Raw genomic sequence first — 21359 nt, 5'->3', positions numbered from 1 at the left:
AACCACTAGATTCTGAAACAAGTTCAGAATGACAAATGGTTTGGGATTTTTTATATCACAATATCATCGTCAACTGAATGCGCTTTCGCTCTTCATCCACTTCCACCACTTTTACTTGAACGTGTTGGTGTAGTTTTACAACTTCATTTACATCAGATACAAATCCTTCTTTGAGTTGCGAAATGTGAACTAAACCACTTTCTTTAATTCCGATATCAACAAAGCAACCAAATGCTGTAATGTTGTTGACAATGCCGGGTAAAACCATTCCAGTTCGAACATTTTTTATAGAAGTTACTGTTGGATCAAATTCGAAAACCTTAGCCGATTTTCTTGGATCTAATCCTGGTTTTTCTAACTCTTTCACAATATCTTTCAGTGTTAATATTCCGATTTCTTTGGTAACGTAATCTTCTAATTTTATTTTCGAAATCTTTTCTTTATTGGCAATTAAATCGTTGGTTTTTAATCCTAAATCTTTTGCCATTTTTTCAACAATTCCGTAAGCTTCTGGATGAACTGCCGAATTATCTAACGGATTTTTCCCGTCTTTAATTCTGATAAAAGCTGCTGCTTGTTGATAGGCTTTTTCGCCTAAACGTGGTACTTTTTTTAATTGTTTTCTGTCTTCAAATGCGCCATTTTCTTGACGGAATGCCACGATATTTTCGGCCATTTTTTCTCCAATTCCAGACACATAACTCAACAACGATTTACTTGCTGTATTGATATTAATTCCGACCGAATTCACACAACGAACTACAACCGAATCCAATTCTTCCTTCAATTTTGTTTGATCCACATCGTGTTGGTATTGTCCAACTCCAATAGATTTTGCGTCAATTTTTACCAATTCTGCCAATGGATCTGAAAGTCGTCTTCCTATAGAAACCGAACCACGAACGGTTACATCGTAATTTGGAAATTCGTCACGAGCAATTTTACTAGCCGAATAAACCGACGCACCAGCTTCTGAAACTACAAAAACTTGAATCGGTTTGTCAAAAGCTATTTTCTTAATGAAGAATTCTGTTTCTCTACTTGCTGTTCCATTTCCTATAGAAATTGCTTCAATATTGTAAGCATTTACCATGGAACGGATTTTTTTCATCGCCATCGCACTTTCATTCTGTGGCTGATGTGGATAAATGGTTTCGTTGTACAATAAATCGCCTTTTTCGTCCAAACAAACTATTTTGCAACCACTTCGAAAACCTGGATCTATAGCTAAAATTCTTTTTTCACCTAATGGTGGCGCGAGCAATAACTGACCTAAATTGTTTGCAAAAACATCAATCGCAGTTTTATCTGCTTTGGCTTTAGCTTCTTGTAACGTTTCGTTGGAAATTGCTGGTTCTAATAATCGTTTGTAACTGTCTTTTATGGCCAATTCCAAATGAGGTTTGGCTTCGGAACGACTGTTTTTTATAACATTTTCTTCTATAAAATCTATAGCTTCTTCTTTTTCGATTTCTACATTTAATTTTACAAAACCTTCCGCTTCGGCACGCAACATGGCTAATAATCTATGCGATGGTGCTTTAGAAATTGGTTCTGACCAATCAAAATATTGTGAAAATTTTTGAGCGTTTTCGTCGTCTTTTTTGGCTTTTGAAACTTTGGTAGTTACAACCGCTTTTCGTTGAAAAATTCGACGGAGATTTTTTCTGATGTAGATGTTTTCATTAATCCATTCGGCGATAATGTCTCGTGCACCTTGCAAAGCATCATCTTCGTTGGCAACATTTTTATTAAGATATTTAGAAGAAATAAAATCGATATCTTCATTTCCTTGCGACATAATTATTTTCGCCAAAGGTTCCAATCCGTTTTCACGAGCTACATCGGCTTTGGTTTTTTTCTTCTTTTTGTAAGGCAAATACAAGTCTTCAATTTCTTGTAAATCGAAACTTTTTTCAATTTTCGATTTCAATTCAGGAGATAATTGTCCTTGTTCTTCAATCGTTTTTAGGATACTTTCTTTTCGTTTTACAATTTCATCGAATTGCTTCGAAAGTTTGGCAATAGCTTCTATTTGAACCTCATCAAGATTGCCTGTTTGGTCTTTTCTATAGCGAGAAATAAACGGAATAGTACAATCTTCTGAAAGCAGTTTTAGTGTTGCTTCAATGTTTTTAGGCGTAGTGTTTACTTGGCTTTGAATGAAATTAATGTTCGTCATTTTAATTGTTTATATTGGATTGGAATGTGAATATATTTTTAAACCTATTTCAAGATATAACAAACCCACAGGAATGTTCAATAACATTACCAGAAGTGTTTGATAAATCTGCTTTACTTTATATTTTTCTTTGATTGCAAAAAGTAACTTTATGAAAAAATAGGTATTTATAAAAAACGCCAAGACAGTAAATAGCAAGCTAAAATAAATCATCCCATTAAATTCTGAAAGATAGAATATTAATACTAAAATAGTGGCTATTCCAAAAGTTAGAAAAGTAATTTTTCTTGAAAGAGAAATGGTTTGATCGATGTGGCTTAAGTTGTCTAGCAATTTTAAAATAAATGAGGTTTAATTATATATTTGGCAACCAAAAATAAAGAAATTGTATAAAAAACAATTCCATAAATAAAAAACCTCCAATACTGTTTGTATGCTTTTTTATTTCCTTTACTCAATAATTGTGATGATTTTTCTATATGTCTTTTAAATAAAAAATAACTGGTAAACAAAATAGTAATCTTTTCCTTTAAATCAATTTCATTCTGATTTAAAGAAAGTTGTTCTAAATCGCGTTTATCAATTTCATGAATAATCGCTTTTTTTAATTCAGTATCAATATTTTGATTTCTAAATAAACTTATAAGCTGATCATCAGTTAGTTTTTCAATATTATTCACTTATTTACAAGCAATTTTATCTACTCTAGTTGCATGTCTTCCGCCTTCAAAATCGGTAGTTAAAAAGGTATCTACAATTTCTACCGCTTGTTGAATAGACGTAAATCGCGCCGGAATACTTACCACATTTGCATTATTATGTTGGCGCGCTAGCGCCGAAATTTCTTTCGTCCAGCAAAGTGCAGCTCTAATACCTTGATGTTTGTTAGCTGTCATTGCAATTCCGTTTCCGCTTCCGCAAATTACGATTCCTAGTTCTGCTTTTCCAGAAGTTACATCGGTTGCAACTGGATGACCAAAATCGGGATAATCAACACTATCAAAAGTATTGGTTCCGTGGTTTAAAATTTCATGTCCTTTTGAAACTAAATAATCCACAATTGCTTTTTTATAATCTGGACCAGCGTGGTCATTTCCGATAGATATTTTCATAGTTGTTTTGTGTGTTGTTTTGTGGTTACAAATTTAAGTAAACATTCTATTTTATCTTATTTATTTCAAAGTATTTTAAGTGCTTGATATTCAAATTATAACAAAAACCACAAATTTCATTATTTCTATAATTACCTGAAAATTAGTAGTAATTATGTAATCTAAATGTTAATTTTTTGTATTGTTAATAGCATTTTGTAATGTGTTGAAAATCAGTTAACCTTAAATTAACATAGAATGTTAACAACTTTATATAGTTTTTTAGAAGTTTTTCTTGCTTGTATGTAAATTAATTGTAATCAAAAATTGAGATTAAAAATCCTAATTTAGTTTGATGAATTTTTATAAAAGTTATCAATAAAAAAATTTACTTTTTCAACAGAAATCAACAATCAAACTTATCTACAAAAAGTATAATTTTTCACTTGTTAACAACTGTTGATTGTTTCTAAAAATCACTTCAAAATGAACGATTTACTTTCTTAAAAGTATGTTAATAAATCGGTATAAAAAAGTATAACTAAAAAAATACCTTTTAAAAAATAAAGTTATTGTAGTAATTAACACGCTATAATAACCATCAAAAATTTAATTAAATTTAAAATATTTTTTTGTTGTATTTAATATATGTTGACAACTTTCAAAATTTAAAAATAGATTTAAGATTCCTATGGAATGACAAAGTTGGATTTTATACAATATCTAGATTAGTATTTAAGTCGTTTAAAATTTCTTTTACAACTTCGATATCGTTTGGATGAACTTTTAAATGAATTCCGCCGTATGCAAAACTCGCTAATGGATCAACTGAAATTAAATTTTCATTTTGAAAGAAATATTCAATTTCTCTATTGTCTAAAATCGATTTTAAAACTATAATTTCATGAGCAAAATTAAAGGTTGTAATCGTTACAAATTCAGTCATTTTAATTTTTTTATAAAGATACAAAAGTTATATTTTAGATAAATAGCATTACTAATCACTATTTACTAATTACTATTCACTAATTTTATACTTTATAAGAAAAAAGATTATGAGTAAATTCCCAAAAAAGTTTGGAAAAAAAGAGAAAACATTCTCTGAAAAGATTTTAAAAATACTATCACAAAATGCAAATAAACCATTCAATTACAAGCAAATATGTGCTATTCTTGAATTGAACGATACCAAAAGTAGAAACGAAATTATTAAAGATTTAAAAATTCTTGCTGCACAAAAAGTAATTATTGAAAACGAACCTGGAAGTTATTTAGTGAAAGCCATTTCGCAAGATTACTACGAAGGAACGATTGATATGACTTCAAGAAGAACTGCTTATTTCATTTGTCCCGAATTTGAAGACGACGTTTTTATTCCTACCAATAACTTGAACCACGCTTTAGATAAAGATAAAGTTAAGGTTTATGTTTACAACCGTAGAAAAGGTAAAAAACCTGAAGGTGAAGTAATTGAAGTTTTAGAAAGAAGTAAAACAGAATTCGTTGGAGTTATAGACATTCAAAAGAATTTTGCTTTTGTTACTACTGCCAATGCTAAAATGTATACCGATATTTTTATTCCAAAAGACAAATACAATGGAGCTGAACAAGGTGATGTTGTTGTAGTTCGAATTGAAGATTGGCCTAAGAAAGCCGATTCACCATTTGGTTCGGTAATCAATGTTTTAGGAAAACCTGGTGAACATGATACTGAAATTCATGCGATTTTAGCAGAATATGGTTTGCCATATGATTTCCCAGTTGAAGTTGAAGTTTTTGCTCAAAAACTAGATACCGCAATTCATCCTGAAGAAATTGCAAAACGTCGTGACATGCGCGATACTTTGACATACACGATTGATCCAAAAGATGCTAAAGATTTTGATGATGCTTTATCGTTCAAAAAATTAGAAAATGGAAATTACGAAATTGGAATTCACATTGCCGATGTTTCGCATTATTTGCAAGAAGGAACCATTCTAGATGAAGAAGCTTACAATCGTGGAACTTCGGTTTATTTGGTAGATAGAGTTGTACCAATGTTGCCCGAAGTTTTATCGAATTTTGCTTGTTCATTGCGTCCGAATGAAGAAAAATATACGTTTTCTGCGATTTTCGAAATAGATCATAAAGCAACAGTAATCAATCAGTGGTTTGGAAGAACAGTTATCAATTCTGATCAACGATTTTCGTATGAAGAAGCGCAAGTAATTATTGAAACTAAAGCGGCTACAATTCCAGCAGAAATTTCACTTTCTGGAAAAGAATATAAAGCATCAGATGAAATTACAGAAGCAACTTTAAAATTAGACGAATTAGCTAAAATTCTTCGTAGAAAAAGAATGAGTGAAGGCGCAATATCATTTGATAAAGTAGAAGTAAAATTCAATCTAACAGAAGATGGCGAACCAGAAGGTGTTTATTTCAAAGTGTCCAAAGATGCCAATCATTTGATAGAAGAATTCATGCTTCTTGCTAATAGAAAAGTTGCAGAATACATCGGAAAACAAAAGAAAACATTCGTGTATAGAATTCACGATGAACCGAATGAAGACAAACTTTTTGCAATGCAAGCGTTGATTTCTAAATTTGGTTACAAAATCGATTTACGTGATAAAAAAGACATTTCTAAATCGTTAAACCAATTAATGTCAGACGTTAACGGAAAGAAAGAACAAAATTTAATTGATACGTTAGCAATTCGAACTATGAGTAAGGCCAAATATTCTACAGAGAATATTGGTCACTACGGATTAGCATTCGATTATTACAGCCATTTTACATCACCAATTAGACGTTATCCTGATGTTATGGTACATCGTTTACTTCAATATTATTTGGATGGCGGAAAATCGGTTTCTGCAGAAGTGTATGAAGAAAAGTGCGAACATTCGTCTAACATGGAAAGTCTTGCGACAAATGCCGAGCGTGATTCTATAAAATACATGCAAATTAAATACATGCAAGATCACAAAGACGAAGAGTTTTTGGGCGTAATTTCTGGAGTTACAGAATGGGGAATTTATGTAGAAATTGTTTCTAATAAATGCGAAGGAATGTGTAGAATTCGTGAAATAAAAGACGATTATTACACCTTTGACGAAAAACAATATGCACTTGTAGGTGAAATTTCTAAGAGTTTATTACAATTAGGCGACGAAGTTTACGTTAAAGTAAAGAACGCCGATTTAGTGAAAAAACAATTGGATTTTACATTTATTAGAAAAAACGAATAGTTATGAAAAAGTTAGTTTATAGTTTATTATTTATCAGTTCATTAACCTTTGCACAAAAAGAAAAAGAAGTTGGTGATTTTAATAAAGTTACGTCATTTGATAAAATTGATGTGATTTTAATTGCTTCAGATGAAAATAAAGTAGTTGTTGATGGTTCAGGATCGGATGATGTTGAAATTGTAAATAAAAATGGCGAATTAAAAATCAGAATGCGATTAACAAAAATGCTTTCTGGAGATAATGTTTCGGCTACAGTATATTACAAAAATATTGATGCTGTAGAAGCCAATGAAGGTTCAAGAATTGCATCAGATGAAACTTTTGAAGCAACGACTTTTGATATAATTGCCAAAGAAGGATCGGAAATAAAAATCAAAGTAAATGTGGATAGATTAACGCTTAGAACTGCAAATGGTTCAACAGTTAAAATTTCTGGTAAAGCTAAAAACCAAGAAGTTATTGTAAACTCTGGCGGAATTTATGAAGCCGAGAAACTTATTACAAATCAAACCGTTATTACTGCAAATGCTGGTGGCGATGCCGATATTTACGCAACCGATTTAGTAGATGCTAAAGTTCGTGCTGGTGGTGATATTAGAATCTTTGGTAAACCAAAACAAATCAATCAAAAAATTGTAGCTGGCGGAACAATTAAAGAAGGAAATGATTAAAGTGAAAAGTAATTAGTGATTAGTGATTAGTTTTTTTATTTTTGTTATATATTCAAATTTCTATTTACTAATCACTAATTACTAATCACTTGTTTTTTAACGACATTCTATCTGCCTTACCTTGGGGAATTTTACTAGCTTTTACTGTTGGTCCAGTGTTTTTTGTATTACTTGAAACCAGTATTACTAAAGGATTTCGAGCGGCAATGGTATTTGATTTCGGAGTAGTTTTTGCCGATTTTGTCTTTATCTTAATTGCTTATTTTTCTACCAATCAAATACTTGAAAAACTCAAAGACGATCCAGGATTATTCATCTTTGGTGGTGCAATCATGTTAGTTTACGGAGCAGTTTCTTATGTAAAAGAAAAAAAGAGTTATAGAAAACAATTAGAAGAAGAACTTGAAGATGATAACATTCAGAAAAACAATTATTTAGGATTATTTTTCAAAGGTTTTTTTCTAAATTTTATCAACATTGGAGTTTTGGCTTTTTGGATGGGAATCATCATTGTTTTTGGTCCGAAATTAAACATGGAAACCAATAGAATTATCCTTTTTATTGCTTCTATAATCATAACTTATTTCGCTGTTGATATTATTAAAATTCTAGTTGCCAAACAGTTAAAATCTAGAATGACGCAGCACAATATTTATAAAATTAAACGAGTTATCAGTATCATCTTAATGATTTTTGGTAGCTTTTTAATCGCTCAAGGTTTCTTCCCAAAAGAAAAAGAAATGCTTAAAGAGAAGTTTGAGCAGTTTAAGAATTGATTTCAAATGAAATATTTAATAAGTATATTTTTCCTTATTATTTCGATGTCATTTTATGGACAAAATGACACTATTTCGGTTATAAAACATACTGATAAAGACATTATTGTAGATAAAGATTCAAAAATAGTTTACAGAGGAATACCAAATAGTTTATCAATAGAAGTACCAAATTGCAAATCTTTTAAGGCATCTGGAGAAGGATTATCTTTGATGTCTAAAAACATATACAATCTCAATGCTGGAAGTGGTTTAGAAGCAATTATTACTGTTGATATTGTTTTAAAAAACAATAAAAAGAAAATAGAAAAGCATCTTTTTAAAATTAAAAGTCTTGGAAATTTGGTTGCTACGTTAAACTATAATGATGATAGTTACATTAGATTACAAAAGAGTAAACTTGATCAAGCTGTTTTGCGAGTAAAATTTGAAGATAAAAATTTACAGCAAGATTTTATAAGTATTAGAAAATTCAAAATAAAAATTGCTGATAGAAAGGAAATAGAAGTTTTAGGAAATAGAATAGACAGCAACGCATTTAAAATAATAAATCAATATTCTAGAATAAATGATGAAATCACTATTTATGATATCGAAACTCAAATTCACTGTGGAATTTCAGCATTAAAATTGAAGCCAATCGTTATTAAAATTTTATAATGCAAATACAACTTTAATTAATTTTTTCTAAAAATTTAAAACAAAAAAATCCTCTCGATTGTATGTGTTTTTATGAAGTCATCATCCGGATTCGAACATCACTTTAATTAATTTTTTCTAAAAATTTAAAAATTAAAAAAACCTCCAAGTTTCCTTGAAGGTTTCTGAGGCATCGTCCAGATTCGAACATAATTTTAATTAATTTTTTCTAAAAATTTAAAACAAAAAAACCTCCAAGTTTCCTTGAAGGTTTCTGAGGCATCGTCCGGATTCGAACCGGAGTAGGAGCTTTTGCAGAGCCCAGCCTAGCCGCTCGGCCACGACGCCAATTATTTATTGGACTGCAAATATATAAAACAATTGATAATTAGCAATTGATAATTAACAATTTTTAAAAATTCGTAATTCGTAATTTTTAATTCGTAATTATTTTCAATTCCTGTACTCTTCCATTTCAATGGTAACCGCTTCAACATCACCTCCAATAGGAGGATTTAGTTTAGAAACACCAAGTAAAATTCTAGACACAGAAGGAACTTCTTTAAAGATTCTTGTTATGATTCTTTGTGCTACATGTTCCAATAATTTAGAGCGAATAGCCATTTCTTCTTCAACAACTCTGTTTAAAAGCACGTAATCAACCGTATCTTTCAAGTCATCTGACACTGCAGATTTTCGTAAATCAGTTTTAATTTCTAGATCAACACGATAATCAGATCCTATTTTGGCTTCTTCTTCAAGACATCCGTGAAACGAAAAAGTCCTGATATTTTGTAATTTGATGGTTCCCATTTTTATAGTTTTCAGTCTCAGTTTTCAGTCTCAGTAACAAGTTTCTAAAAGAAAACTGTAAACTGTAAACCGAAAACTGTAAACTTTTTTATCTTTGCTAAAATTACAAAATAATTATGTCAACAGAAGAGAAGTCTTTAAATTTTATTGAGCAAATCATAGAAGAAGATTTAAAAAACGGATTATCACAAGATAAGCTTCGTTTTCGTTTTCCGCCAGAACCTAATGGGTATTTACACGTTGGTCATGCTAGTGCAATTTGTTTAAATTTTGGATTAGGAATTGATTATCAAGCGCCAGTGAATTTGCGTTTTGATGATACCAATCCGGCAAAGGAAGAACAGGAATTTGTTGATGCAATTAAAAAAGATGTACAATGGCTTGGTTATAAATGGGATACAGAATGTTATGCTTCTGATTATTTTCAACAATTATACGATTGGGCTGTTGAATTTATTAAAAAAGGGAAAGCCTATGTTGACAGTCAATCGTCTGAAGAAATGGCTATTCAAAAAGGTACTCCAACAACTCCAGGAACTGATTCACCGTTCAGAAATAGATCGGTTGAAGAGAATTTAGATTTATTTGAACGAATGAAAAACGGAGAATTTCCAAACGGAACTCATATTCTTCGTGCTAAAATAAGTATGGGTGCCAATAATATGTTGATGCGTGATCCGATTATGTATCGAATTTTGCACTCACATCATCATAGAACTGGTGATAAATGGTGTATTTATCCAATGTATGATTGGGCTCACGGTGAAAGCGATTATTTAGAACAAATTTCGCATTCGTTTTGTACACTCGAATTTTTACCTCACAGAGAATTATACGATTGGTTTTTAGATCAAATTTATGACACTAATAAAACGCGTCCTAAACAAAGGGAATTTGCTCGTAGAAACCTTTCGCATACTGTAGTTTCTAAAAGAAAATTACTGCAATTGGTTCAAGATAAACATGTTAGTTCTTGGGATGATCCTAGAATGAGTACGATTTCTGGAATGAGAAGACGTGGTTATACGCCAGCATCAATAAGAAATTTTGCTAACACAATAGGAATTGCAAAACGTACTAATTTAATTGATGTTTCGCTTTTAGAATTTTGTGTTCGTGAAGATTTAAACAAATCTGCGCCAAGAGTTATGGCAGTTTTAAATCCTGTGAAATTAATAATTACCAATTATCCAGAAGGGAAAGAGGAATTATTAGAAGCAGAAAATAGTCAGGAAGACGCAAGTTTAGGATTTAGAGAAGTGCCTTTTTCTAGAGAATTATATATAGAAAGAGAAGATTTTCAAGAAGAAGCCAATAAGAAATTCTTCAGATTAACATTAGGAACAGAAGTTCGTCTTAAAAATGGATATATAATTAAAGGTGAAAGTGTTGTAAAAGATCCTGATGGAACTATTACAGAAATTCATTGTACTTATGACGAAGATTCTAGAAGCGGAAGCGGAACAGAAGCGTCACAAAGAAAAGTAAAAGGAACGATTCATTGGGTTTCAATTAAACACGCTATTGAAGCTGAAGTTCGTTTGTATGACCGCCTTTTTACTCACGAAAATCCTGATGGAGATAAAGAAGTAGATTTTAAAGAATACATCAATCCAAATTCATTAGAAGTAATTACAGGTTATCTTGAACCAAGTTTAGCTTCTGCAAAAGATGGTGACAGATTTCAATTTCAACGTTTAGGTTATTATTGTGTTGATAAAGATTCATCTGCCGAAAAATTGGTTTTTAACAAAACCGTTGGACTAAGAGATACGTGGGCAAAAGTGGAAAATAAAGAATAATTTTATACTCACAATACTTTTAAAACCTGCATTATTGCAGGTTTTTTTATTTCATAATGTCTTATTTTTAAATAAGTTACCCCAAAAAATAGGGTTTTTACCCTTATGATAAAATAGGGTTTTTCCTCTACCTCAGTTTTTCTAAATGACTGAATTTTGCTTTGTTCAAGGCGAAACCTGAAAAGCCCCAAAAGAGTAAGGAAAACTTAAAAACAAAACCATTATGAAAACAAGATTATGTAGTATCCTTGGTGTCATTGCAGTACTTTTTTTAACACAAAGTTGTTGCAAACCAGGACTTATTGGAAGCGTAAACAACACACTTCATCCGCAGCAAACCGACAAGTGGTGTTGGGCTGCGACCACGCAAATGATAGCACAAAACGAAGGCATAATTGTATCGCAATGTGATTTAGCCAATCATAGATTTGGAAAAACAAATTGTTGTGACGACGAACCAACCGATTCTAGCTGTAGAAAGACAAACGATTGTAATTCGCCAGGTTGGTTAGAATTAGATTTCGCTGGATTAAAATTCACAGAAACTACTTCGGCTTTAAGTTGGGACGAATTGAAAAAAAGCATTTACTGTAGCAAAGATGTACTTGGTTATGCTTATGGAACCGAAGGCGTTGTTGGTCATGTTGTAGTTGTAAAAGGTTATGTATCAGTAAATGGCACAAATTATGTAGTACTAAATGATCCATGGTCACCATGTAACGGTCAAGAACGATTAATTACTTACGAAGAGTATGTAAATCCTTCAGGAACAAGCACACACTGGGCAACATGGCATAAAATAAGTAAAAAATAACTTTTAAAAATACATAAAAATGAAAAATTTATCAAAATACGTAAGTTTGTTTTTAGTGATGATTTCAGTGTCAGTTTTTGCACAGCCAACCACTTCAAACGGAAGCATTAGAGAAGCAGCAACTAAGGGAAAGGCTGACTTTTTACGAATATTATCCGATAATAAAGATTTTAATTTTGGCTTAAACGCTAGCGATCTTGACGGAACAGAAACTGGAAATCCAATTGAAGAATTCACTGCAAATTTCAATAGTTTATTGAGTAGTCAAGCTCAAAATTTAGGATCTATTTCTACTAGAAACGAACGATTTGTGGTTCCGTTAACTAAAGGAAGTACTGTTGTTACAACTGTTTCTGTCGCTTCAAATGGTAGAGAAACCAAGGCCGTTGAATTTGTAAATCAACAATATACATCCGAATTAAATCAGCTTCCAAGAACGGTAAAAGCAAGTGATTTTAAAGGTTTACGAATTGTTCATGTTCCTAATCTTGATGCGGTTCTTTATATTTCGGATGACAAATGTTACACAAGTTACAACGGAAGAAGTGTAAGTGAAGCTACAAATGTTTCGGAACTTGTTTCACAACTCCAAATCGATGCAAGAGAATTTCAAGCTAAATATGGAGAACAATTGAAAAGAGGAAAATTGGTTAGATAATTTTCTGATTATACAAAATAGATTTTACATATAAAAACCAGCAGAAATGTTGGTTTTTTCTATTATTGTAATTGATTATTAAAATCAGAATTACCATTATTTTTTACTATTAAAATTGACCTTCATAAATTGATTTTTATACATTTTCAGAAATCCTGAATGTCTTTTATCATCTTTAAAAAAATCATTTAATAAATCGCTTTAAAATAAGTTTTGTTGCTTTAACGGCTTATTAACACTAAAAAGAAATATTTTTTGTACTTTTAAAATAATTAAATCAAAAGTTATGTCAAGTAAAAATGGAAATGGCGCATTGGCACTTTTAGTTGGTGCAGCAATTGGAGTTGGAATCGGAATTTTATTTGCTCCAGATAAAGGTGAAAAAACTAGAGAAAAACTAAAAGATGGTTTTGATGATTTAAAAGATCAAGCAAAAGATAAATGGAGTTCGATAGAAGAAGAAGCGAAAGACAAATTTTCTAAATCTAAAGCAGATTTTAAAGAAACTGTGGAAGACTTACTTTCTAATTCGAGCTATAAAGCCGAAGAAGCAATTACGTTTCTAGAAGAAAAATTGGCCGAATTAAAAAAACAAAACGCTAAACTTCAAAAATAATGGCATTTGAAGATTTAAAAGAACACACTGACGCAGTTCAAGAAAATGCTAAAGCCTATTTAGATAGTAGTATTGCTTACTATAAACTTTGGGGTTTTAAAGTTGCAATGAAGTCAACCACATTAATGCTTAAGTTTTTACTTATCACCATTTGTCTTTCTATTGTGTTGCTTTTTGTATCAATAGCCGGAGCATTTGCATTGGGTAATTTGTTCGATAGTTATCCATTGGGATTTCTTGCCGTGGCCGGAATTTATTTAGTTCTAGCCTTACTATTATTTTTAGTGAAAGATAAAATAGTAGAAGGACCAATTTTAGAAAAATTCTCAGAAATATTTTTTAACGACTAATTTATGGAGACCAAAAAATATTCATCCTATGCTGAAATTGAGCAAGATTTAGAAATTCTAAAATTAGAAAAAGAAATCTATTACCAAAAAATGCTTTTAAGTATCGATAAAACTAAAGAAAGCATTCTTCCTTCAAAGTCGGTTTCTTTGCTCGGAAATTTGTATCAAAAAGTATTTTCTGGAACGTATGGAACGATTTTAAAGCTACTTATTCCGTATGTTTTCAATTGGTATATAAACAGAAAAAGAGGCGATTAAGCCTCTTTTTTTTGTAATAAAAATACATTTATACTTCGTCTGTCGGATTACTTGTATCCGATGGATTATAATCGGCAGAAGTGTTATCAATTTTTTTCTTTGGACGTTTTGGTTGATTTTTCATCGTTTCTCCAATTTGGTTACTTGCAGAAAAACTTGCCACCATATTATTCAACATGTCGCTTCCGGCTTGTGGCGAATTTGGTAACAAAATTAAATTCGAATTAGTATCGGCACCAATCGCCTGTAAAGTATCATAATGTTGCGTAACTACAATTAAAGCTGATGCTTCTTGTGAGTTAATTCCAACCGAATTTAATACTTCAACACTTTCAACCAATCCACGAGCAATTTCTCTACGTTGATCTGCAATACCTTGACCTTGAAGTTTTTTACTTTCAGCTTCAGCTTTTGCTTTAGCAACAATTCTAATTCTTTGTGCTTCACTTTCAAATTCTGCAGCCGTTTTCTCTCTATCGGCAGCATTAATTCTATTCATCGCATTTTTCACTTGAATATCTGGATCGATATCGGTAACTAAAGTATTGATAATATCATATCCATAAGTGGTCATTGCTTCGTTCAATTCACGTTTTACCGCAATTGCAATATCGTCTTTTCTAACAAATACATCATCTAAAATTAATTTAGGAACTTCAGCACGAACAACGTCAAATACATAGGCTGTAATTTGATCATGCGGGTATTCTAATTTATAAAACGCTTCATAAACCTTGTCTTGAATCACTTTAAACTGAACCGAAACTTTCATTTTGATAAACACGTTATCTTTAGTTTTGGTTTCAATCAATACATCAAGTTGTTGAATACGCAGATTTACTCTTCCTGCAACTCTATCAATGATAGGAATTTTAAGTTGCAATCCCGAATTTCTAATACTTGTAAATTTACCAAATCGTTCTATTACAACAGCCGTTTGTTGCTTAACAGTAAAGAACGAAGCAAATAAAATAAATAATCCGAAGACTATCAAAACAATAATAAATGGGTTCATGTGGAATAATTAAGTTGTTAATACGGTAATTATACGAGAATAACTTATGTTTGTTACAAATTAATTTACATAATGAATAAATATTTTTTAGTGGCCGTTTTTTCCGTTTTCACCAATGCAATTTTTGCACAATATGGTAATAGAGACGGAAATAGAATTGGTATCTCTGGCGGAATTTCACAATCTAATTTATTTACATCCAATTTCGATTCTAAACCTGGAATTGGTTTTGCTGGCGGACTTTCTGTAAGAGGAAATTACTACAATGATTTTAGTATGATTTTCGGAATGCAATTTTTCTACAACACGTTTTCATTGGAAACGACTTCTACTTCTTTGGCTAAAAAAGATACCGAATTCAGTGTTTCTGGAGCTCAAGTGCGATTATTACTAAGTTATAATGTAGTAAAAGATCATGTTTCTTTAGATTTCGGACCAGTTTTACAAGTAAACGGAAAAATGAGTGTACAAGAATCAGACGAAACCAATATCATCAACGGAACACTTTTACAGGCAAAGCAAATTGTTGATGTAACAAAGATCAACGGGAACTTATATTTTGGGGTTTCTGCTGGTAATAGAATAGTAAGAGCAGTTGTTTTTTACCAATATGGAGTGAACAATATTTTAAATAATTTAAACAAAGAAAGCAGTTTAAAAACATTAAACGGCGGCGATGATTTTAAAGGAAACTTAGGAACGGTAAGCGCTCAAGTATTGTTTAATTTGTAAAAATAACCGCAAATTCGCAAATTATTATAAATTGTTAATTTGCGGTAAAATCATTCTTTTTCTATAAACTAGCAATCGCTTTTTCCAATCGCTTGATGGTTTCTTCTTTTCCAATCAATTCTACAATATCAAAAAGATGTGGTCCTTTTAAAGCACCAACCAAACTCAATCGAAAAGGTTGCATCACTTTTCCCATACCAATTTCGTTTTTAGTCATCCAATCTTTTACAATTGTTTCGATGTTTAATGATGTAAATTCACCCACATTTTCTAACACTGAGATTAATTGTTGCATTAAATTTGGCGTTTCTTCTTTCCAATTCTTAGCAGCTTTTTCATCATAAGAAGTTGGAGCAACAAAGAAATAATCTGCTAATTCCCAGAAATCGGATACAAAATTAGCGCGTTCTTTTATGGAAGAAACTATTCTAACTAACGTTGTATAATCTACATCAATTCCTTTTTCATAAACAATAGGAGCAAAGGCTTTCGCTAAATCTTCATCACTTTGCTTTTGTAAATATTGATGATTAAACCATTTATTTTTCTCAGGATCAAATTTTGCTCCAGCTTTGTGAACTCTATTTAAATCAAATTTTTCTGCCAATTCTTCTAACGAAAATAATTCTTGATCTGTTCCGTCATTCCATCCTAATAATGCCAAAAAGTTAACTACAGCTTCTGGAAAAAATCCGTTTTCTCTGTAGCCTGATGAAATTCCTTCTTCGGTTTTCCATTCTAAAGGAAATACTGGAAATCCCATTTTATCGCCATCACGTTTCGATAATTTTCCGTTTCCAATTGGTTTCAAAATTAATGGTAAATGTGCAAATTCTGGTGCATCCCAACCAAAACTTCTGTAGAGCAAAACGTGTAACGGCATACTTGGCAACCATTCTTCACCGCGAATTACATGCGAAGTTTCCATTAAATGATCATCAACAATATTCGCTAAATGATAAGTTGGCATTCCGTCCGATTTGAATAAAACTTTATCGTCTAATAAATTGGTTTCAAATTTTATATCGCCACGAATAATATCCTGCAAATGTAAAGTTTCATCAACCGGAGTTTTAAATCGGACTACATAATGTTCACCAGCAGCAATTCTTTTATCGGTTTCTTCTTTAGAAATTACTAATGAAGTATCCAATTTTTCACGATTACTCCAGTTGTAAATAAATGTTTTACCTTCGGCTTCATATTCTTTTCTTAAATTATCCAAAGCTTCCGGTGTATCAAATGCATAATACGCATTTCCATAAGTAATCAATTGATCGGCATATTGTTTGTACAAATCTTTTCTTTCAGATTGTCGATAAGGTCCAAATTTTTCGTTCCTTCCAACTGTTTCACTTGGTGCAATTCCTAACCATTCCAATGCTTCCATGATGTATTCTTCTGCACCAGGAACAAATCTATTTTGATCGGTGTCTTCAATTCTTAAATAGAAAACGCCGCCATGTTTTTTAGCAAATAAATAATTAAATAAAGCAGTACGAACACCGCCAATATGTAAAGGTCCGGTCGGACTTGGTGCAAAACGCACACGAACTTGTTTAGACATTTTTTTTGTATAAAATTAATTCAATGTGCAAAGATACAATTTCAAAAATCAATTTCAATTTCAAAAATCAATTTCAAAAACGTAAATAGTTGTCTCTTAAATTTTATCATTTTTTAAAGTTATTCGAATCTTTAATAATTGACTTTTGAAGTTGACTTTTGAAGTTGACTTTTGAAGTTGACTTTGTCTTTAGTAAAGATTTAACTTTTATCGTAAGTATAAATTTGTATTTTTATCGGTTATAAACAAAGTATCAACAATTTTGGACAATCAAAACATAATTTACAGTAAACTCGAACAGTTTATTAAGAAGTTTTACACCAACGAATTACTACGTGGAACAATTTTCTTTGTAGGATTGGGATTACTGTATTTTCTTTTTACACTTTTTGTAGAATATTTTCTTTGGTTAAAACCAACAGCCAGAACAGTTCTATTTTGGACGTTCATCGCCGTGGAACTTTTCTTGTTGCTACGATTTATTTTGTTTCCGTTATTCAAATTATTCAAACTTCAAAAAGGAATTAATTTTGACGATGCCTCAAAAATCATCGGAAGTCATTTTAGCGAAGTAGGCGACAAGCTTACTAATTTTCTTCAGTTATCACAAGACCAAAATAAATCAGAATTACTTTTGGCATCAATTGATCAAAAAGCAAATACATTGCAACCAATTCCTTTTGGGAACGCCATAAATTTCGGAAGCAATAAAAAATATTTGCCATTAGCAATTATCCCAATTTTGTTCTTTTTGTTTTTTATGATATCAGGTCAAAGTGATATTATATCTCAAAGTTTTAATCGTGTTGTAAATTATAAAGACCAATTTTTGCCACCAGCGCCATTTGAATTTCAAATTTTGAATTCCAATTTACAAACCGAACAAAACAAAGACTTTCTTCTAAAAGTGAAAACCGTCGGAAAAATTGTACCTGAAAATGCGATGATTTTTATTGGTGATGAAAGTTATTTTATGGAAAGCAACAAAGCTGGAGAATTTCAATTTGTTATTCCGAAACCAAAAGAAAATCTTGAATTTCATTTTGAAGCCAACGAAGTTTCGTCTAATGATTTTGAACTTTCAGTAATTACAGTTCCATCAATTGCTAATTTCGAAATGATTTTGAGTTTTCCGGGTTATTTGAACAAAAAATCTGAAATAATTAAAGGAACAGGAAACGCCGTTATTCCAGAAGGAACAAGAATAACGTGGAAAATGAATACGCTAGCAACTCAAAAAGTTGATTGGGCAAGCGATGCGGCAAAATATTCATTCACTAAGCAAGACAATCAGTTTTTATTGACCAAGAATATCAGTCAAAATACAGATTATCAAATTCTTACTTCAAATAGTAAAGTTCAGAATTACGAAAAACTAAACTATCAAATCTCAGTTATCAAAGATCAATTTCCAACAATCTCTGTAGGAAATGCACCAGATAGCTTAAAAATTGCTAAAAATTATGTTTTAGGCCAAGTTTCAGACGATTACGGACTTTCTAAGCTTCAAATTGTTTATTATCCGAAAGACAATCCTAACAATGCTAAACGTGGAACAATTAACGTAAAGAGAGATGTTTATGATCAATTCGTTTTTGCTTTCCCGAGTAATTTGCCAATTCAAGTTGGAGTTTCCTACGATTATTATTTCGAAGTTTTTGATAATGATGCATTGCACAATTATAAAAGCACAAAATCATCTGTTTTTTCACATCGTGAAGCAACCGATGTTGAGAAAGAAGATCAAATGATGTTGCAACAAAACGACAACATTAATTCATTAGAAAAATCTTTAAAAACTCAAGAAAAGCAATTTAATGAAATGGAGAAATTGCAAAAGATGGGTAAAGAAAAAGACAACCTAGAATTTAAAGAACAGCAAAAAGTAAATGATTTTATCAATCGTCAAAAAAAGCAAGACGAAATGATGAAAGAATTTGCTGAGAAAATGAAAGACAATTTAGAGAAGTTCAAGACCGATAAAAAAGATGAAGTCAAAGAACTTTTAAAAGAACGTCTTGAAAAAGTAGATAAAGATTTCGAAAAGAACAAAAAGCTTTTAGATGAATTAAAAGAACTAAATGATAAAATCCAGAAAGAAGAATTGTTCGAAAAAATGGATAAGTTAAAACAGCAAAGTAAAAATCAAACCAAAAGTTTGGAACAACTTGTTGAACTTACTAAGAAATATTATGTCGAAAAAAAGGCCGAACAAATTGCGGATAAACTAGACAAACTTTCAGAAAAGCAAGACAAACTATCTGAAAACGAAAAAGAAAATAGTTCAGAAAAACAAGAAGAAATCAATAAAGAATTTGATGATATTCAAAAAGAATTGGACGAGTTAAAGAAAGACAACGAAGAATTAAAATCACCAGTTGAATTACCAGAAACTGCTCCAAAGGAAAAAAGCATCGATGAAGATTTAAAGAAAGCTTCCGATGAATTGAAGAAACAATCTAAAGCTGGAGCTAAACCTAAACAGAAAAGTGCTTCCAAAAAAATGAAGCAAATGAGTCAAGAAATGCAAGAAAGCATGGAGGCTGGTGAGCAAGAACAAATGGAAGAAGACATTGCGATGTTACGTCAAATTCTTGATAATCTTTTAGCATATTCGTTTTCTCAAGAAGACGTTATGAAGCAGTTTAAAGGTTTAAAACGTGGTTCGCCATCATTCAATAAAAACCTTAAAATTCAACAAAATCTAAAACAACAATTCAAGCATGTTGACGATAGTCTTTTTGCAATGTCATTACGTAATCCTAAGATTGCCGAAGACGTTACTGGAGAAGTTGGGAATGTGCAATACAATGTAGATAAAGCTCTTGAAACTTTAGCCGATGCAAATGTATCTAAAGGAACATCACACCAACAATTTGCTACAAGTTCTACGAATAAATTGGCAGACATGCTAGAAACTAAGCTTAACAATATGCAAATGGCAATGTCAATGTCAATGCCTGGTTCAGGAAAAGGCAAGCCATCGCCTGGTCAGGGTTCGGGAATGCAACTGCCAGACATTATTAAAAAGCAAGAAGGTCTTGGTGAAAAAATGAAGAAAGGAATGAAACCTGGTGAAAAACCTGGAGAAGGAAGTAGCGGAAAAGACGGTGAAAAGGAAGGCGGAAAAGAAGGGCAAAAGCAAGGCAAGGACGGAAAAGGAAAGGATGGAAAAGGCGGACAAGGTTCTGGTGGTAACGGAAATTCGCAAGGAAATAAAGAAGGACAAAATGGTGAAGACGGTGAAGGCAATGCCGAAAAAATAATGGAGATTTACAAAGAGCAACAACAATTGCGTGAAGCGTTACAAAACGAATTAAACAAACAAGGTTTGGGTGGTCAAGGTCAAAATGCACTTGAGCAAATGAAGCAAATCGAGAAGCAATTACTCAATAAAGGCTTCAACAACGACGTTCTTCAAAAGATGCTAAATCTTAAATATGAAATGCTAAAATTAGACAAAGCGATTCAGCAACAAGGTCAAGAGAAAAAGCGTCAAGCCGAAACCAACAAGAAGGATTTCATTAATTCAACTAATGCTTTGCCAAGTCGTCTTCAAGAATATTTGAATAGTGTAGAAATTTTAAATAGACAAACCTTACCTTTGCACCAAAATTTCAACCAAAAGGTTCAAGAATATTTCAAGAAAAATGATTAGTTTTAATTACGAAACCGAATTTGAATTATCCAACGAAGACCAATTATCCAATTGGCTTTCGAAAGTAATTTTATCCGAAAATAAAAAGGAAGGTGATATCAATTACATCTTTTGTGACGATGAATATCTGCTCAATTTAAACGAACAATATCTCGATCATGACACATTAACCGACATTATTTCGTTCGATTACTCTGTAGGAAACGAATTACACGGCGATATTTTCATTTCTATCGAAAGAGTTCGTGAAAACGCTCAAGATTTCAATGTAACATTCGATGAGGAATTAAAACGTGTCCTTGTTCATGGCATTTTGCATTACTGTGGTTTCAAAGACAAGTCGGAGGAAGATGAGCAATTAATGCGCCAAAAAGAAGACGAGAAAATCAAGATGTTTCACGTGGAACATTAACAGTTTTAGGAGCGAATCGCTTAGGAGTTTTCAGTAATGGTAATTCCTGCTTTCCGTTCCAAGTCCCGA

The 21359-nt window shown here is 31.6% G+C and carries 20 protein-coding genes and 1 tRNA gene; 13 read left to right on the top strand and 8 right to left on the bottom strand.

Annotated elements, in window-relative coordinates; all coding sequences use genetic code 11:
• Window positions 1-55: 55 nt before the first annotated feature.
• The 4 genes from LG45_RS03575 to LG45_RS03560 form a co-directional block, all read right to left on the bottom strand.
• On the bottom strand, window positions 56-2182 hold the full coding sequence (locus LG45_RS03575; RefSeq protein WP_035124506.1) for a Tex family protein: 2127 nt from the start codon (window positions 2180-2182) through the stop codon (window positions 56-58).
• Window positions 2183-2517: 335 nt separating this feature from the next.
• The gene (locus LG45_RS03570; protein WP_035124504.1) at window positions 2518-2862 is read right to left on the bottom strand and encodes a hypothetical protein; all 345 of its coding nucleotides are present in this window, start codon (window positions 2860-2862) and stop codon (window positions 2518-2520) included.
• Window positions 2863-3294, bottom strand: coding sequence for a ribose 5-phosphate isomerase B (gene rpiB, locus LG45_RS03565; protein WP_035124502.1), 432 nt, complete (start codon window positions 3292-3294; stop codon window positions 2863-2865).
• A gap of 691 nt (window positions 3295-3985) precedes the next feature.
• A complete protein-coding gene (locus LG45_RS03560; RefSeq protein ID WP_035124501.1) occupies window positions 3986-4219 on the bottom strand; it encodes a hypothetical protein in 234 nt (77 codons plus the stop codon).
• A 109-nt stretch (window positions 4220-4328) separates the two neighbouring features.
• Here LG45_RS03560 and rnr point away from each other — a divergent pair, with 109 nt between their 5' ends.
• The 4 genes from rnr to LG45_RS03540 all read left to right on the top strand — a co-directional run bounded on the left by rnr (window position 4329) and on the right by LG45_RS03540 (window position 8616).
• On the top strand, window positions 4329-6509 hold the full coding sequence (gene rnr, locus LG45_RS03555) for a ribonuclease R (protein WP_035124498.1): 2181 nt from the start codon (window positions 4329-4331) through the stop codon (window positions 6507-6509).
• Window positions 6510-6511: 2 nt separating this feature from the next.
• Complete coding sequence (locus LG45_RS03550; RefSeq protein WP_035124496.1) at window positions 6512-7180, top strand: head GIN domain-containing protein; 669 nt, start codon at window positions 6512-6514, stop codon at window positions 7178-7180.
• 89 nt (window positions 7181-7269) lie between these two features.
• Window positions 7270-7956, top strand: a complete 687-nt coding sequence (locus LG45_RS03545) for a LysE family translocator (protein ID WP_035124495.1) — start codon at window positions 7270-7272, stop codon at window positions 7954-7956.
• 6 nt (window positions 7957-7962) lie between these two features.
• A complete protein-coding gene (locus tag LG45_RS03540; protein WP_081932028.1) occupies window positions 7963-8616 on the top strand; it encodes a GldM family protein in 654 nt (217 codons plus the stop codon).
• Window positions 8617-8872: 256 nt separating this feature from the next.
• Here LG45_RS03540 and LG45_RS16450 read toward each other — a convergent pair.
• Both LG45_RS16450 and folB read right to left on the bottom strand, forming a co-directional pair.
• Window positions 8873-8943: transfer RNA gene (locus LG45_RS16450), tRNA-Cys, on the bottom strand.
• A gap of 105 nt (window positions 8944-9048) precedes the next feature.
• Complete coding sequence (folB, locus tag LG45_RS03535) at window positions 9049-9408, bottom strand: dihydroneopterin aldolase (RefSeq protein ID WP_035124492.1); 360 nt, start codon at window positions 9406-9408, stop codon at window positions 9049-9051.
• A gap of 116 nt (window positions 9409-9524) precedes the next feature.
• On the opposite strand from folB, the gene LG45_RS03530 reads away from it, so the two are divergent.
• The 6 genes from LG45_RS03530 to LG45_RS03500 all read left to right on the top strand — a co-directional run bounded on the left by LG45_RS03530 (window position 9525) and on the right by LG45_RS03500 (window position 13906).
• On the top strand, window positions 9525-11210 hold the full coding sequence (locus LG45_RS03530; protein ID WP_035124490.1) for a glutamine--tRNA ligase/YqeY domain fusion protein: 1686 nt from the start codon (window positions 9525-9527) through the stop codon (window positions 11208-11210).
• Window positions 11211-11433: 223 nt separating this feature from the next.
• Window positions 11434-12024, top strand: coding sequence for a hypothetical protein (locus LG45_RS03520; protein WP_035124486.1), 591 nt, complete (start codon window positions 11434-11436; stop codon window positions 12022-12024).
• A 19-nt stretch (window positions 12025-12043) separates the two neighbouring features.
• Window positions 12044-12682 carry a hypothetical protein gene (locus LG45_RS03515; RefSeq protein ID WP_035124484.1) on the top strand — a complete coding sequence of 213 codons (639 nt, stop codon included), beginning with the start codon at window positions 12044-12046 and terminating at the stop codon, window positions 12680-12682.
• Between the two features lie 286 nt (window positions 12683-12968).
• Window positions 12969-13298: a YtxH domain-containing protein gene (locus tag LG45_RS03510; RefSeq protein ID WP_035124482.1), complete on the top strand. Its 330-nt coding sequence runs from the start codon at window positions 12969-12971 to the stop codon at window positions 13296-13298.
• Window positions 13298-13648: a hypothetical protein gene (locus LG45_RS03505; RefSeq protein WP_035124481.1), complete on the top strand. Its 351-nt coding sequence runs from the start codon at window positions 13298-13300 to the stop codon at window positions 13646-13648. The genes LG45_RS03510 and LG45_RS03505 overlap by 1 nt, the downstream gene beginning before the upstream one ends.
• Window positions 13649-13651: 3 nt before the next feature.
• On the top strand, window positions 13652-13906 hold the full coding sequence (locus LG45_RS03500; RefSeq protein WP_035124479.1) for a DUF6327 family protein: 255 nt from the start codon (window positions 13652-13654) through the stop codon (window positions 13904-13906).
• Window positions 13907-13934: 28 nt separating this feature from the next.
• Here the strand turns inward: LG45_RS03500 and LG45_RS03495 are convergent, their stop codons facing one another.
• Window positions 13935-14921, bottom strand: a complete 987-nt coding sequence (locus LG45_RS03495) for an SPFH domain-containing protein (RefSeq protein ID WP_035124477.1) — start codon at window positions 14919-14921, stop codon at window positions 13935-13937.
• Between the two features lie 72 nt (window positions 14922-14993).
• On the opposite strand from LG45_RS03495, the gene LG45_RS03490 reads away from it, so the two are divergent.
• On the top strand, window positions 14994-15653 hold the full coding sequence (locus LG45_RS03490; RefSeq protein ID WP_035124474.1) for a hypothetical protein: 660 nt from the start codon (window positions 14994-14996) through the stop codon (window positions 15651-15653).
• A gap of 61 nt (window positions 15654-15714) precedes the next feature.
• Here the strand turns inward: LG45_RS03490 and gltX are convergent, their stop codons facing one another.
• Complete coding sequence (gltX, locus tag LG45_RS03485) at window positions 15715-17220, bottom strand: glutamate--tRNA ligase (RefSeq protein ID WP_035124472.1); 1506 nt, start codon at window positions 17218-17220, stop codon at window positions 15715-15717.
• A 262-nt stretch (window positions 17221-17482) separates the two neighbouring features.
• Between gltX and LG45_RS03480 the strand changes: the two genes are divergently transcribed.
• Window positions 17483-20878, top strand: coding sequence for a DUF4175 family protein (locus tag LG45_RS03480; protein WP_035124470.1), 3396 nt, complete (start codon window positions 17483-17485; stop codon window positions 20876-20878).
• Window positions 20871-21290, top strand: a complete 420-nt coding sequence (ybeY, locus tag LG45_RS03475; protein WP_035124468.1) for an rRNA maturation RNase YbeY — start codon at window positions 20871-20873, stop codon at window positions 21288-21290. Before LG45_RS03480 ends, ybeY begins: the two co-directional genes overlap by 8 nt.
• The last annotated feature ends 69 nt before the right edge of the window (window positions 21291-21359 follow it).

Origin of the sequence: Flavobacterium aquatile LMG 4008 = ATCC 11947, from assembly GCF_000757385.1 — a bacterium.
In the GTDB taxonomy this organism is placed as follows: domain Bacteria; phylum Bacteroidota; class Bacteroidia; order Flavobacteriales; family Flavobacteriaceae; genus Flavobacterium; species Flavobacterium aquatile.
This window is presented reverse-complemented; position numbering and strand designations above follow the sequence as displayed.